The organism is Pseudomonas sp. Nvir (genome assembly GCF_963778085.1).
Classification (GTDB): Bacteria; Pseudomonadota; Gammaproteobacteria; order Pseudomonadales; family Pseudomonadaceae; genus Aquipseudomonas; species Aquipseudomonas juntendi.
In genome coordinates, this window is record NZ_OY970405.1 from 1,627,894 (window position 1) to 1,642,870 (window position 14,977).

The 14,977-nt window shown below is 63.6% G+C and carries 11 protein-coding genes; 4 read left to right on the top strand and 7 right to left on the bottom strand.

Features of this window, described 5'->3' with window-relative positions; translation table 11 throughout:
* Positions 1-5: 5 nt before the first annotated feature.
* Positions 6-1,370, bottom strand: coding sequence for a glutamine synthetase family protein (locus AACG97_RS07945; RefSeq protein ID WP_225785756.1), 1,365 nt, complete (start codon positions 1,368-1,370; stop codon positions 6-8).
* 85 nt (positions 1,371-1,455) lie between these two features.
* Positions 1,456-1,620 (bottom strand): hypothetical protein, encoded by a 165-nt coding sequence (locus AACG97_RS07950; protein WP_009686760.1) that lies wholly within the window; start codon positions 1,618-1,620, stop codon positions 1,456-1,458.
* A gap of 320 nt (positions 1,621-1,940) precedes the next feature.
* On the opposite strand from AACG97_RS07950, the gene hrpA reads away from it, so the two are divergent.
* Positions 1,941-5,846, top strand: a complete 3,906-nt coding sequence (gene hrpA, locus AACG97_RS07955) for an ATP-dependent RNA helicase HrpA (protein ID WP_182390206.1) — start codon at positions 1,941-1,943, stop codon at positions 5,844-5,846.
* 156 nt (positions 5,847-6,002) lie between these two features.
* A complete protein-coding gene (locus tag AACG97_RS07960) occupies positions 6,003-7,124 on the top strand; it encodes a beta-ketoacyl-ACP synthase III (RefSeq protein WP_009686756.1) in 1,122 nt (373 codons plus the stop codon).
* Between the two features lie 164 nt (positions 7,125-7,288).
* On the opposite strand, the gene AACG97_RS07965 is transcribed toward AACG97_RS07960, so the two are convergent.
* Entirely contained in the window at positions 7,289-8,533 is a 1,245-nt protein-coding gene (locus AACG97_RS07965) for a putative porin (protein ID WP_029885381.1), read from the bottom strand.
* A gap of 262 nt (positions 8,534-8,795) precedes the next feature.
* On the opposite strand from AACG97_RS07965, the gene AACG97_RS07970 reads away from it, so the two are divergent.
* Positions 8,796-9,923, top strand: coding sequence for a GNAT family N-acetyltransferase (locus AACG97_RS07970; protein ID WP_009686754.1), 1,128 nt, complete (start codon positions 8,796-8,798; stop codon positions 9,921-9,923).
* Positions 9,924-10,335: 412 nt separating this feature from the next.
* Here AACG97_RS07970 and AACG97_RS07975 read toward each other — a convergent pair whose 3' ends face one another.
* From AACG97_RS07975 to AACG97_RS07990, 4 genes are all read right to left on the bottom strand, one after another.
* The gene (locus AACG97_RS07975) at positions 10,336-12,168 is read right to left on the bottom strand and encodes an ABC transporter ATP-binding protein (RefSeq protein ID WP_197886517.1); all 1,833 of its coding nucleotides are present in this window, start codon (positions 12,166-12,168) and stop codon (positions 10,336-10,338) included.
* A gap of 63 nt (positions 12,169-12,231) precedes the next feature.
* Positions 12,232-12,789, bottom strand: coding sequence for a peptidylprolyl isomerase A (locus AACG97_RS07980; RefSeq protein WP_009683102.1), 558 nt, complete (start codon positions 12,787-12,789; stop codon positions 12,232-12,234).
* Positions 12,783-13,595 (bottom strand): alpha/beta fold hydrolase, encoded by an 813-nt coding sequence (locus AACG97_RS07985; RefSeq protein ID WP_009683101.1) that lies wholly within the window; start codon positions 13,593-13,595, stop codon positions 12,783-12,785. Before AACG97_RS07985 ends, AACG97_RS07980 begins: the two co-directional genes overlap by 7 nt.
* 13 nt (positions 13,596-13,608) lie before the next feature.
* Complete coding sequence (locus AACG97_RS07990; protein ID WP_009683100.1) at positions 13,609-14,532, bottom strand: LysR family transcriptional regulator; 924 nt, start codon at positions 14,530-14,532, stop codon at positions 13,609-13,611.
* A gap of 48 nt (positions 14,533-14,580) precedes the next feature.
* Between AACG97_RS07990 and AACG97_RS07995 the strand changes: the two genes are divergently transcribed.
* Complete coding sequence (locus AACG97_RS07995; protein ID WP_197886516.1) at positions 14,581-14,895, top strand: 3-phosphoglycerate kinase; 315 nt, start codon at positions 14,581-14,583, stop codon at positions 14,893-14,895.
* Positions 14,896-14,977 lie beyond the last annotated feature (82 nt).

The window sequence follows — 14,977 nt, forward strand, 5'->3', positions numbered from 1 at the left end:
GGGGCTCAGGCCTGGTGCAGGTACCAGCGCCAGTCCTGTTCGCTGACTTCGGCCATGAACTGGCGGTACTCGGCGCGCTTGACCTTCAGGTACACGCCGAGGAAGTCCTCGCCCAATGCTTCGCGGGCCCAAGCCGACTGCTGCAGGGCGTCGAGCGCCGTCAGCCAGTCGGTGGGCAGGTGTTCGGTAGCCTGGGCATAACCGTTGCCTTGCACCGGTGCCCCTGGGTCCAGCTGTTCGCGAATGCCACGGTGGCTGGCTGCCAGGATCGCCGCCGCCGCCAGGTAGGGGTTGGCATCGGCGCCGCAGATGCGGTGCTCCACATGCCGGCTGTTGGCCGGGCCACCGGGTACGCGCAGGCTCACGGTGCGGTTGTCCACGCCCCAGGTGGGTGCCAGTGGTGCATAACTGTTGGCCTGGAAGCGGCGGAACGAATTGGCGTTGGGGCAGAACAGCAGCAGTGATTCGCGCAGGTGGCGCAGCATGCCGGCGACTGCCTGGCGCAGCAGCGGCGTGCCAGCCTTGTCGTCGCTGGCGAACAGATTGGTGCCGGCGTGGTCAGCCAGGCTCAGGTGCATGTGCATGCCAGTACCCGCCAGGTGCGCGAATGGCTTGGCCATGAAGCAGGCCTGCATGCCGTGGGCATGGGCCACGCCCTTGACCAGGCGCTTGTAGCGTACCGCCTGGTCCATGGCCTGCAGTGCGTCACCGTGCTCCAGGGTGATTTCCACCTGGCCGGGGGCGTATTCGGAAATGGCCGTACGGGCCGGGATGCCCTGGGCTTTGCAGGCGGCATACAGATCGGCGAGAAACGGCTCGATCTGTTCCAGTTCGCGCAGGCCATACACCTGAGTGCTGCGCGGGCGCCCGCCATCGTTGTCCAGTGCCGGTTGCGGGCGGCCTTGGGCGTCGCGTTGCTGGTCAAGCAGGTAGAACTCCAGTTCGCAGGCCATCACCGGGTGGTAGCCGTCGGCCTGCAGCGCCTCGATGGTGCGCAGCAGCACGTGGCGCGGGTCGGCGATGCTGGCAGGCAACCCCTCGCTCGGGTGCATGCTCACCTGCACCGCGGCGGTCGGCACCCGGCGCCAGGGCAACCTTGTCAGGCTGCCCTCGAGCGGGTAGGCGCGGCAGTCGATATCACCCACATCCCAGACCAGCCCAGAGTTTTCCACATCGTCGCCGTTCAGGGTCAGGCCGAGAATGGTACTGGGTAGCGGCCGGCCGCTCTGGTACACGGCCAGCAACTCGTCGCGGTGCAGCAGCTTGCCGCGGGGTACGCCGTTGGCGTCGAGAATGAACAGCTCGAACAACTCGATATCAGGGTTGTCGGCCAGAAAACGGGTGGCGTGCTCTACGGGGGCAAAATGCATGTTGGGTTCGCTCACGGCTGCGCAGGGCCACCGCACTGGCGGGCGGCCCGGCTGGGGCAAACGGCCAGAGGCTGGCCGGGTTTGGTCACAACGGCGTGAGGGCGGTATCCGGTGGGCGGGCGTGGCGGCAGTGCCACAAGGCCCAGAAGGCGAGGATGATGTGCACCAGCGGGTTTTCCCCGGCACGGCTGCGGGCCTTCGGTAGCGAAGGGCGCGGCAACGGTGGGGCGATGGGCTGGGCGGGCGTCATGGTTTTGATACTCACATGCGGCGTAAGGGTGATTAAAGCAGTGAATGGCAACCTTCACATAAGGACTTGCTAAACTTTCAGCCACTGTGCGATCCCTTGTAGGAGCGGCCTTGCGTCGCGATGGGCTGCGGTAGCAGCCCCCAAATCTGCGCCCCGGCACAAAACCACGAGGCTGCTGCGCAGCCCATCGCGACGCAAGGCCGCTCCTACACGGTGCGCGCCAGCCTGGACAGCAAAACAGGCGCAAATCTGCGACAATCGCGCATCCTCAGAATGCCGATCATGAAAAAGCAGGCTCACCTGCATCATTAAAAAGCCCCATGACTGACCACGCCATCGACAAATTGCTGCACAACCTCGACCACGCCATGATTGCCGACCGCCACCGCTTGCGGCGGCAATTGCATGAGCTGCGCAAGCGCCCAGACGAGGCCAAGCTGGCGCAGTGGGTGGACAAGGTCCAGGCCTCTTGTGCCCAGGTTACCGCGCGCCAGCAGAGCGTGCCGGTCGTGCGTTACGACGACAACCTGCCGATCGCCGCCAAACGCGACGAAATCAAGAAGGCCCTCGCCGAACACCAGGTGCTGGTGATCGCCGGTGAAACCGGTTCGGGCAAGACCACGCAGTTGCCGAAGATCTGCCTGGAACTGGGCCGTGGCAGCCATGGCCTGATTGCCCACACCCAGCCACGGCGCATTGCCGCGCGCAGCGTGGCGGCGCGGGTGGCCGAAGAGCTGGGTACGCCGCTGGGTGGGTTGGTCGGCTACCAAGTCCGTTTCGAAGACCAGAGCGACGCCAACACCCTGGTCAAGCTGATGACCGACGGCATCCTGCTGGCCGAAACCCAGCATGACCGCTTTCTCGAACGCTACGACACGATCATCGTCGATGAAGCGCACGAGCGCAGCCTGAACATCGACTTCCTGCTCGGCTACCTGAAGACCTTGCTGCACCGCCGGCCCGAACTGAAGCTGATCATCACCTCGGCGACCATCGACCTGGAGCGCTTTTCCAAACACTTCGACAATGCGCCGATCATCGAGGTGTCTGGCCGCACCTTCCCGGTGGAAACCTGGTACCGCCCGCTGACCAGCGAGCAGGACGAAGAGGGCAACCAGATCGAGGACGACCTGACGGTCGACCAGGCGATTCTCGCCACCCTCGACGAGCTGGCCCAGCATGAGCGCAGCCAAGGCAAAGGCCCTGGCGACGTGTTGATCTTCCTGCCGGGCGAGCGGGAAATCCGCGATGCCGCCGAGATCCTGCGCAAGGCGCAACTGCGCCATACCGAGATTCTGCCGCTTTACGCGCGCCTGTCGCCGGCCGAGCAGCAGCGCATCTTCCAGCCGCACACCGGGCGCCGGGTGGTGCTGGCCACCAACGTCGCCGAAACCTCGCTGACCGTGCCGGGCATTCGCTATGTGATCGACACCGGTACTGCGCGCATCAGCCGCTACAGCTACCGCGCCAAGGTTCAGCGCCTGCCCATCGAGGCGGTGTCGCAGGCCAGTGCCAACCAGCGTAAAGGCCGTTGCGGCCGGGTTGAGCCGGGCATTTGCGTGCGCTTGTACAGCGAAGAGGATTTCAACAGCCGGCCTGCGTTCACCGACCCGGAAATCCTGCGTACCAACCTGGCGGCGGTGATTCTGCAAATGCTGCACCTGCGCCTGGGTGCCATTGACGCCTTCCCGTTCATCGAGCCGCCAGATGGCAAGGCCATCAGCGACGGCTTCAACCTGTTGCAGGAACTGTCGGCGGTCAACCGCGAGAACCAGCTGACGCCAATCGGCCGCCAGTTGGCGCGCCTGCCCATCGACCCGCGGCTGGGCCGCATGCTACTGGAGGGCGCACGCCAGGGTAGCTTGCAGGAAGTGTTGATCGTCACCAGTGCGTTGTCGGTGCAGGACCCGCGCGAACGCCCGCCCGAGCGCCAGCAGGCGGCGGACCAGGCGCACGCGCAATGGAAGGATGTGGATTCCGACTTCGCCGCGTTGGTGAATTTGTGGCGCGGCTTTGAAGAACAGCGCCAGGCGCTGACCGCCAACCCGTTGCGCAACTGGTGCCGCAAGCACTTTCTCAATTACCTGCGCCTGCGCGAATGGCGCGATGCCCATCGCCAGCTGGCATTGATTTGCCGTGATCTGCAACTGACGGTGAACAAGGAACCGTCCGACTACCAGAAGTTTCACAAGGCCATCCTCAGCGGCCTGCTCAGCCAGATCGGCCATAAAACCGAAGAGGGCGACTACCAGGGGGCTCGCCAACGGCGCTTCTGGGTACACCCGTCGTCGGGCTTGGGGCGTAAGCGCCCGCAGTGGGTGATGGCCGCCGAGTTGGTCGAAACCACCAAGTTGTATGCACGCGTGGTGGCCCGGATCGAACCGGACTGGATCGAGCCGCTGGCCGGCCACCTGGTCAAGAAGAACCACTTCGAGCCGCACTGGGAGAAAAAGCGCGGGCAGGTCGTGGCCTATGAGCAGATCACATTGTACGGCCTGATTCTGGTCGGGCGGCGCCCGGTGCACTTTGGCCCGATCGACCCGGCCACCTCGCGTGAGCTGTTCATCCGCGAGGGCCTGGTAGGCGGCGAGATCCAGTCGCGGGCCAAATGCCTGGCGGCCAACAAGCGCCTGCTGGAGCAGCTTGATGAACTGGAGGCCAAAGCGCGTCGGCGCGATATTCTCGCCGATGAAGAAACGCTGTATGCGTTCTACGAGGCGCGCCTGCCCGAAGAGATTCACCAGACCGCCACCTTCGATGCCTGGTACCGCATGGGCAGCCAGAAGGACGCCAACCTGCTGATCATGCGCGAAGAGGACGTGCTGGCGCGTGAGGCCAGCGAGGTCACGGCGGCCCAGTACCCCGACAGCCTGCAGGTGGGCGAACTGCGCCTGCCGCTGACCTATCACTTTGAACCGGGGCACCCGCGCGATGGCGTGACCGTGCGCGTGCCTGCGCCGTTGTTGCCGAACCTGCCGGGTGAACGCCTCGAGTGGCTGGTGCCGGGCCTGCTCGAAGCCAAGTGCGTGGCGCTGGTACGCAACCTGCCCAAGGCCCTGCGCAAGAACTTCGTGCCGGTGCCCGACTTCGTCAAGGCGTCGCTGGCACGCATGCCGTTCGCCCAGGGGGCCTTGCCCCAGGCCCTGGGCCAGGAATTGCTGCGCATGACCGGTGTGCGGGTAGCCGACGAGGCCTGGGCCGAGTCGGTGAGCCTGGTCGAGGGCCACCTGCGCATGAATATCGAGGTGGTCGACGGCCAGGGCAAGTTCCTGGGCGAGGGCCGCGACCTGGCCGAGCTGACTGCCCGTTTTGCCGCCGCCAGCCAGGCCGCGTTGGCCGTACCGCGTACGGCTGACGCCGAAAAGCCGGTGCAGGCCAAGGCCTTCAGCCCCGTGGCGCAGACCACCCAGCAAAAGATCGCCGGCTTGTCGATGACGGTCTACCCGGCATTGGTGGACGAAAACGGCACGGTGCGCGAAGGCCGCTTCTCGACCCAGGCCGAAGCCGAGTTCCAGCACCGCCGTGCCTTGCAGCGGCTGCTGCTGCAGCAACTGGCCGAGCCGGCCAAGTTCCTGCGGGGCAAGCTGCCGGGGCTGACCGAACTGGGCCTGCTGTACCGCGAGCTGGGGCGTGTCGAAGCGCTGGTCGAGGACATTTTGCTGGCCAGCCTGGACAGCTGCATCCTCGAGGGTGAACACCCCTTGCCACGCGAGGGTGCGGCCTTGGCGGGGCTGGCCGAACGCAAGCGCGGCAGTTGGGCCGAGCACGCCGAGCGCCTGGCCCGGCAGACGCTGGAAGTGTTGAAGCTGTGGCACGGCCTGCAGAAGCGCTTCAAGGGCAAGATCGACCTCAGCCAGGCCGTGGCGCTGAATGACATCAAGCAGCAGTTGGGCAACCTGGTGTACCCAGGGTTCGTGCGCGAAACCCCGGCCACCTGGTTCAAGGAACTGCCGCGTTACCTCAAGGCAGTGGAACTGCGCCTGGAGAAACTCGGTGCGCAGGTGCAGAAGGACCGGGTATGGAGCGGCGAGCTGGCCAACCTGTGGGCGCAGTACAAGGCCCGCGCCGACAAGCATGCCCAGGAGGGCAAGCGCGATGAGCAACTGACCCTGTACCGTTGGTGGCTGGAGGAATACCGGGTGTCACTGTTCGCTCAGCAACTGGGCACCAAAGTGCCGATTTCTGACAAAAGATTGAGCAAGCAGTGGGGCCAGGTGGAAGGCTAAACTTCCACAGTTGTGGCAGTATTGATGCAATTTGGGGCCGCCTGGCGGCCCTTCGCGGGTGAGCCCCTCGCCCCTAACTTGGCACTAAAGTGCCACTAGGCTGTCCTATTCCCGCCAGCGCCCCCGTGGCGATGGCCTTCGAACAGAGGAACGACCGTGCATAACGTCGTGATCAGCGGCACCGGCCTGTACACCCCGGCCCAGAGTATTTCCAACGAAGAACTGGTGGCCTCCTTCAACGCCTGGTCCCAGCAGTTCAACCAGGACAACGCCGCCGCCATCGAGCGTGGCGAAGTCGAAGCGGCGCCCTTGTCGGATGCTGCGTTCATCGAAAAGGCCTCGGGCATCAAGAGCCGCTTCGTCATGGACAAGGCCGGCATCCTCGACCCGCAGCGCATGAAGCCGCGCCTGCCGGAGCGTTCCAACGACGAACCCTCGGTGCTTTGCGAAATGGCCGTGGCCGCTGCCCACCAGGCCTTGCAGCGTGCGGGCCGCACGGCTGCCGATATCGACGGCGTGATCGTCGCCTGCTCCAACCTGCAGCGCCCGTACCCGGCCATCGCCATCGAAGTGCAGCAGGCCCTGGGCATTCAGGGCTTTGCCTTCGACATGAACGTAGCCTGTTCCTCGGCCACCTTCGGCATCCAGACCGCAGCCAACAGCGTGGCCCTGGGCCAGGCGCGTGCAGTACTGATGGTCAACCCCGAGGTGTGCACCGGGCACTTGAACTTCCGTGACCGCGACAGCCACTTCATCTTCGGTGATGCGGCCACCGCCGTGGTGCTCGAGCGCGCCGACAAGGCCAGCTCGGCGCACCAGTTCGATATCGTCAGCAGCAAGCTGTGGACCGAATTCTCCAACAATATCCGCAACAATTTCGGCTTCCTCAACCGTGCGGCGGAAGAGGGGCAGGGCGCTGCGGACAAGCTGTTCATCCAGGAAGGCCGCAAGGTGTTCCGCGAGGTGTGCCCGAAAGTGGCCGAACTGATCGGTGAGCACCTGCAGGAAAACGGCCTGAACCCAAGCGATGTGAAGCGCTTCTGGTTGCATCAGGCCAACCTCAGCATGAACCACCTGATCGTCAAGAAGCTGCTGGGGCGAGAAGTGGCCGAGGAAGACGCCCCGGTGATTCTGGACCGTTACGCCAATACCAGCTCGGCAGGCTCGGTAATCGCCTTCCACCTGTACCAGGATGACCTGGCCAAGGGCGCCCTGGGGGTGTTGAGCTCGTTCGGTGCGGGGTATTCGATTGGCAGTGTGATCCTGCGCAAGCGCTGATTGCCTGGTCTGATCCGAGATAGCCGGGGCCGACCTGCAAAGGGCGCATTCCCCTGTAGGAGCGGCCTTGTGTCGCGATGGGCTGCAAAGCAGCCCCAGCTATTTCACAGGCAAAAAAAAGCGGGAAACGCCGGATGGGGTCGGCATTCCCCGCTGTTGCGTGTTTAGAACTTGGCTTCCAGGTCTAGCTGCAGGGTATCCACGTCCGCATTGCTGTTGGGCAGGTTGGAGTAGTCGGTCTTGGCCATCAGGTAGGTTGCACCTACGCCGAAGTTCTTGTCGATTTCATAACCGACCTTGAACTTGTGGCCACGCGAACCTGTGAAGCCGGCACCGAAGTCAGAGTCGGTGAACAGGCTGACCACACCGTTACGCTGCACGTCGCGGTAGTTGTAGTCCAGGCTCCAGGCGCCGATCTTGCTCTTCAGACCGGCCAGCCAGGCTTTGTCCTTGCCGTCGGTGCTTTCGGTATTCTTGACGAACTGGCCGTAGGCAGACAGCGGTATGGCAAAGCCGGTGAAGTCGACCTGACCGAAGCCTTCCACCAGGTTGAACTCGTTGGTGGTGTTGCCCAGCGAGGCCAGGGCGGCCGAAGCCTTGTCGTTGTCGTAGCCGTAGATGCTGCCGCCCACGGTCACCTTGACGGTGTCGGCTGCGTTGAACCTGGTGCCCAGCTGGCCTGCGTACAGCTGCGCGTCATGCTTGAACTGCACGCCGTCGCCATCGACGTTGTCTTTCAGGTTGTAGTGACCAAGGCTGCCGAAGACTTCAGCCGGGCCAACGTTCATCTTGTAGGTAGCTGCCACACCTTCCGGGTTGATGTCGCTGTCCCAGATGATATCGCCCATGCTGACCCACGGCTGGTTCATCTTGCCGCCGATCAGGTGCAGGTTGGGCACGGCAGTCGGGTGCCAGTCGAGGTAGGCCAGGTCGACCCACAGCGATTTCTTCTCGAAGTAGTTGTCCAGGCTCTGGTTGGTCGAGCGGGCATCGGCGCTGCTGCCGGTGGCCACACGCACGCCGGCGTCGACTTGCGGGTTGATCTCGCTGTAGAAGCCGACACGGGCACGTACGCGCTCACGGTCCTGGTTGCCACTGCGGGAGATCGGGTTGTCGACGTTGACGTCTTCGTAACGCAGGCGCACATCGCCCTTGATCTGGGTCTTGGCGGCCCATGCCACTTTTTGTTCAAAGGAGCTCATACGTTCGGACTGAGCTTTCTGGTCGGCCTTTTCCTTGGTTTCTTTTGCCAGATCGCCTTGCAGTTCATTGTACTGCGCCTGGTTGATCGAGCCGTTGGCGCGCAGCATTTCGAGCAGCTTGGCGTCGACAGCAGCACTGGCCGGGGCGCTCAGGGCCAGCATCATGCCGGTGAGGCTCATTCCGGTAAGTGTAGAAACAAGACGCATAAGGTTCTCCCTACTGAAAAAAATGGGGGAGGCTCAAGCGCCTGCCCCTGTGTTGGCATGTCTTCGGGAAGGGCCTGAATAGACAGGTTCTGGTGTTCCGGAAAACAGGCGCAAGTATTGCGAGGGGCGGTGACAGATTAATGTCTGATTAGTGGCACTGTTGTTAAGTAAGTGAGAAGAAAAGGGGCGGCCTGGCGTTCATCATTTGAGTGACGCGCCTGGGTTGGGGATACTGAACGCCTCCCGACTGCGAGCCAAAACCGTGACCAGCCTGTACAGCCTTGCCCATTTGCGTGATCTTCCGGCGGCCACCTGGGATGCCTTGGTGCCTGCCGGCCAACCCTTCCTGCGCCACGGCTTTCTCAGCGCCATGGAGGACAGCGCCAGCGTTGCTCCCCAGACGGGGTGGGCTGCCGAGCACTTGGTGCTGGAGCGTGACGGGCAGGTGCGGGCGCTGTTGCCGGCCTACCGCAAGTGGCATTCGTTTGGCGAGTACGTGTTCGACCACGGTTGGGCCGATGCCTGTGAGCGGGCCGGCATTGCCTATTACCCCAAGTTGCTGGGGGCGGTCCCGTTCAGCCCGGTCAGCGGCCCGCGTTTGCTGGCCGACGACCCGGCCGATGGGCTGCTGTTGCTGCAGGCGTTACCTGAGTACCTGGGCAAGGGCGGGCTGTCGGGTGCCCACATCAATTTCACCGATGCGGCGCTGGACCAGCAGTTGGCCGGCCTGCCGGGCTGGCTGGAGCGCCTGGGCTGCCAGTTTCACTGGCAAAACCGCGGCTACCGCGATTTTCAGGACTTTCTCGACAGCCTCAGCTCGCGCAAGCGTAAGCAGATGCGCAAGGAGCGCGAGCAGGTGGCGGGGCAGGGCATCGATTTTCGGTGGTACCAGGGCAATGAACTGGACGAGGCGCAATGGGACTTCGTGTTCCGCTGCTACGCCAACACCTATGCCGTACGGCGCCGTGCGCCCTACCTGACCCGTGCGTTCTTCAGCCTGCTTGCCGAGCGCATGCCCGAGGCGCTACGGGTGGTGATGGCACGCCAGGGCGGGCGGGATGTGGCCATGGCCTTGAGCCTGGTGGGGGGTGACAGCTTGTTTGGCCGTTATTGGGGTTGCCTGGACGAATTCGACCGGCTGCATTTCGAAACCTGTTTCTACCAGGGCATGGACTTCGCCATTGCCGAAGGTTTGCAGCGCTTCGATGCTGGTGCGCAAGGTGAACACAAGCTGATTCGAGGGTTTGAGCCGGTGCTGACGCGGTCGTGGCATTACCTGCTGCACCCTGGGTTGCGGCGGGCGGTGGGGGATTTTCTGGTGCAGGAGCGGGAAGGGGTGAAGGGGTATGCCGAGGAGGCGCGGGGGATGTTGCCTTACCGGCGGGACTGAGAAGCTTGTATTGCTGGTAATGGCCCTATCGCTGGCTTGCCAGCTCCCACAGGGATTGCATCAGGGCTGACAGGTGGTCGCCACAAGATATGCAGTGCCTGTGAGATCGAGCGCCGCCCGCGCGGCGCATCGCGAGCTGCGCTCGCTCCTACGTTTGTTTCGGGCCAGTAACCCCTGTAAGAGGCGCGCGCGACCGCCTTGTTCGCACGACGCGATATCGAGCCGTGCGCCAAGGCGGTCGCGCACAAATCCCACAGGCATCATTGGCCCGGAACAAACGTAGGAGCGAGCGCAGCTCGCGATGCGCCGCGCGGGCGGCGCTCGATCTCACAGGCGCTGCATAACTTGTGGCAAACACCTGTCAGCCCCATCCGATCCCTTCGGCTTGCCGGCGATAGGGCCATTACAGGCGTCAGTCAACCCCGACAAACCCCCCGGTCTGGTGGTGCCACAACCGGGCATACAGCCCCTGCTGTTGCAGCAGTTCACTGTGGCTGCCAAGTTCGACAATGCGCCCTTTGTCCAGCACCACCAGCCGGTCCATCCGGGCAATGGTGGAAAGCCGGTGGGCAATGGCGATCACCGTCTTGCCCTGCATCAGCGTCTCCAGGCTTTCCTGGATTGCTGCCTCGACCTCTGAGTCCAGCGCCGACGTGGCTTCGTCCATGATCAGGATCGGCGCATTCTTCAGCAGTACCCGGGCAATCGCGATACGCTGGCGCTGGCCGCCCGACAACTTGACCCCGCGTTCGCCCACATGGGCATCGAAACCGCTGCGGCCCTGGGCATCCGAGAGCTGTGGAATGAACTCGTCGGCCCGGGCCCGGTGCACGGCTTCCTGAAGTTCGGCATCGCTGGCGCCGGGGCGGCCGTACAGCAGGTTGTCGCGGATGGAACGGTGCAGCAACGAGGTGTCCTGGGTGATCATGCCGATCTGCGCGCGCAGGCTGGCCTGGCTGACTTCGGCAATGTCCTGGCCGTCGATCAGGATGCGCCCGCCCTGCACGTCGTACAGCCGTAGCAGCAGGTTGACCAGGGTCGACTTGCCAGCCCCGGAAGGGCCGATCAAGCCGATTTTCTCGCCGGGGCGGATGTCCAGGTTCAGGCCTTCGATCACGTTGCCGGCCTTGCCGTAATGAAAGTCGACACTGTCGAAACGTACCGCGCCACGGCTGACTTTCAGGGCCGGGGCGTTGGGCCGGTCGGTGACGGTGACAGGCTGGGCGATGGTCTGCAGGCCATCCTGGACCATGCCGATGTTTTCGAAGATGCCGTTGACCACCCACATGATCCAGCCGGACATGTTGACGATGCGGATCACCAGGCCCGTGGCCAGGGCAATGGCGCCGACGGTTATCAGCGATTGGCTCCACAGCCACAGCGCCAGGCCGGTGGTGCTGACCACCAGCAGGCCGTTAAGGGTGGTGATGACCACGTCCATGCTGGTAACCACCCGCGAGGCCAGCTGGGTTTTCTCGGTCTGTTCGCGGATCGCTTCGCGCGCGTACTGCTGCTCGTGATCGGTGTGGGCGAACAGCTTCAACGTGGCGATGTTGGTATAGCCGTCCACGATACGCCCCATCAGTTTGGAGCGGGCGTCGGATGAGATCACCGAGCGCTCTTTCACCCGGGGTACGAAGTAGCACAGCGCGCCGATGTAGCCGACGATCCACAGCAGCAGTGGCAGCATCAGGCGCCAGTCGGCCTCGGCGAACAGCACCAGCGAGGTAACGGCGTAGATCAGCACATGCCACAGCGCGTCCACCGCCTGCACGGCGGAATCACGCAGCGAGTTGCCGGTTTGCATGATGCGTTGGGCAATGCGCCCGGCAAAGTCGCTCTGGAAGAAGTTCAGGCTCTGCTTGAGCACGTAGCTGTGGTTTTGCCAGCGGATCAGGCTGGTCATGCCGGGGTTGATGGTCTGGTGCACCAGCAGGTCGTGCAGGCCGAAGAACAGCGGCCGCAGCAGCAGGATCACGACCAGCATCCAGGCCAGCTCGCCCTTGTGCTCACTGAAGAAATTGACGTTGGGTGTGCCCTGGGCCAGGTCGATGATGCGGCTGAGGTAGCTGAACATCGCTACCTCGATCAGCGAGGCGAACAGGCCGACTACCAGCAGCGCCAGGAAGCTGGGCCAGACCTGGCGCAGGTAATACAGGTAGAACGCCCACACGGTGCTCGGCGGCGACTCGCTGGGTGCTTCGCGGAAGATGTCGATCAGTTGCTCGAAACGACGGTACAGCATGGGTAGCGACACTCCTGTTCCAGCCTGCCTTCAGGCGGTTGCACGTCCCTGTGCAGCCTGCGGTCAGTCGATACGTTTGGCCGACTTGATGAACACCGGGTCAGCCGGCACATCGCGCATGCCTTTCTTCACGGTAGTGGGCGAGTTGACGATCTGGTCGACCACCTCCATGCCTTTGGTTACCTTGCCGAACACGGCGTAACCGGCATCGCGGCCCGGGTTGAGGAAATCGTTGTCGGCGACGTTGATGAAGAACTGGCTGGTAGCCGAGTTCGGGTTGGAGGTGCGCGCCATGGACAGGGTGCCGCGGGTGTTCTGCAAGCCATTGCTGGCTTCGTTCTTGATCGGGTCCTTGGTGTCTTTCTGCACCATCTGCTCGGTAAAGCCGCCACCCTGGACCATGAAGCCGGGGATCACGCGGTGGAAAATGGTGTTGTTGTAGAAGCCGCTGTCGACGTACTGCAGGAAGTTCTTCGTGCTGACCGGTGCCTTCTCGGCGTTCAGCTCGATTTCGACCTGGCCGAAGCTGGTGTCCAGCAGCACGTGCGGGGTCTTGTCGGAGGCCATGACGCTGGTGGCGAAGGCGAGTGAGCAGGCGGTGAGCAGGAGTTTTTTCAGCATGGGCTCAAAGATCCTTGAGGGGTGGAAGCGGCTGCGAGGAACTGCAGCAGGGTCTGGTTGAAGACTTCGGGTTGATCGAGGGGTGTAGCGTGCCGGGAATCGTCGACGACGACCAGCCTGGCGTTGGGGATCAGGGCGACATAGCGTTGTTTCAGTTGTATCGGCGTGTAATCGTGGTCGGCGGCAATCACCAGGGTAGGACACTGGATCTGGCCGATGCGTTCCTGCACGCCCCAGTCGACGATGGCATCAAAGCTTTTGAGGTAGGCGCGCTTGTCGTTGCGCGCCCAGCGCTGGGCCATTTTCTGCCGCAGCGCGGCCTGCTCGGGTTTGGGGAACAGCCGTTCGGCCAGGCCTTTGCCCACGGTTTCGACACTCAGGACGCGTGCCAGGCCCCAGCGCTTGAGCCACCACAACCAGTCGCTGCGGCTGCGGCGCTTGACCTCGGGGGCACTGTTGACGATGCACAGGCTGCGCAGCCACTGAGGGTGGTCGACGGCAAACTGGAAGCCGACCATGCCGCCCATCGACAGGCCCACGAAGTGCACCGGCCCGGTGTGCAGGTGTTCGAGCAGGGCCAGCAGGTCGGCACTGAAGGTTGCAATGTGGTAGCCGTCCTGTGGCTTGTCGGAGCGGCCGTGGCCACGGATGTCCATGAGGATCACCCGGTAGTGCTGGCTGAGCACGGGCACCTGAAGCTCCCAGTCCTGGCTGCTGGAGCCCAGCCCATGCAACAACACCAGGGGTTGGCCTTGGCCGTATTCCTGATAATGCAGCGTGCATCCTTCGTGTTCGAAGTAGGCCATGGGCGCGGTCCTTTCAAGCTTGTGGGGGGGCTGCGAAGGGCACGTCCAGCGGCGCTGTGTCGAAGTTGCGCAGCAAATCGATGAGAATCTGCGTGGCCGGGCCCAGGGTCTTTTCCTTGCTCGAATAAAGGTAGAACAGTGGGTGGCGGCTGCCACCCTGGTCCAGCGGCAAAGGCTTGAGTACGCCTTCGCGCAGCTCGCGCTCGATCATGTGCCGGGGCAGCCAGGCAAAGCCCAGGCCGCTGCTGACGAAGGTGGCGGCGGTGCCCAGGCTACCGACGGTCCAGCGCTGTTCGGCACCCAGCCAGCCAACGTCGCGTGGCTGGGCCCGGCCAGAGTCGCGGATCACCACTTGCAGCTGGCTTTCCAGGTCCTGGAAGGTCAGTTCACGGCCCAGGCGGTGCAAGCTGTGTTCGGGGTGGGCAACGGCAACGAACTCCACGGCACTCAGCTCGGCGCCCAGGTAGCCGCCGATGCTGTAGCTGCTGATGGCCAGGTCGGCGATGCCTTCGTGCATCACTTCTTCCACGCCCGACAGCACTTCTTCACGCAGGCGCACGCGGCAGCCTCGGCTTTGCGGCATGAAGGCGGCCAGCGCGCGGACCAGCCGGGCGCTGGGGTAGGCGGCGTCGACCACCAGGCGTACTTCGGCCTCCCAGCCCTGCTCCATGTGGTGGGCCAAGTCCTCGAGCTGGCTGGCCTGCTTGACCAGGTGGCGCGAGCGGCGCAGCAGCACACTGCCGGCTTCGGTCAGCACCGCCTTGCGGCCGTCGATGCGCAACAAGGGCACGCCCAGTTGTTCCTGCATGCGGGCCACGGTGTAGCTGACCGAAGATTGCGAGCGGTGCAGGGCCTCCGCGGCCTGGGCAAACCCGCCATGGTCGACCACTGCTTGCAGGGTCCGCCACTGGTCAAGGGTTACGCGCGGCGCTTTCATCTTTCGCTCCTGTTGTCCTAAGCTGCGCTCTTTGCAAGGAGAGCGGCCATGAAGAAATGTTGTGCGGCAATATTGATGTGCCTGCCCCTCGGGGCCATGGCTTATCCCATCGATGTGGACAAGCACCTGAACGGGGTCAAGCTCGACTACACCGCCTACGACACCGCCTACGACATCGGCGCCATTACCCTGAACAACTATGGGCAGGTCGCGGCGGCCTGCAAGGTGACCTTCCGTAATGGCCCGGAGGCGCCACGGGTGCGCCGGGTGAACGTAGCGGCCGGGAAAAGCGCCGACGTCACGGCCAAATTCAACCGGCAGATCATCAAGCTGCGCATCGCCGTGCAATGCAGTGCGGAATAAACTGATTAATCGATAGGTTGAACCCACTTTTTACGCTTTTTTATCGATAGGTCAAGCCTTAATCTCACCTCCATCGAATCGC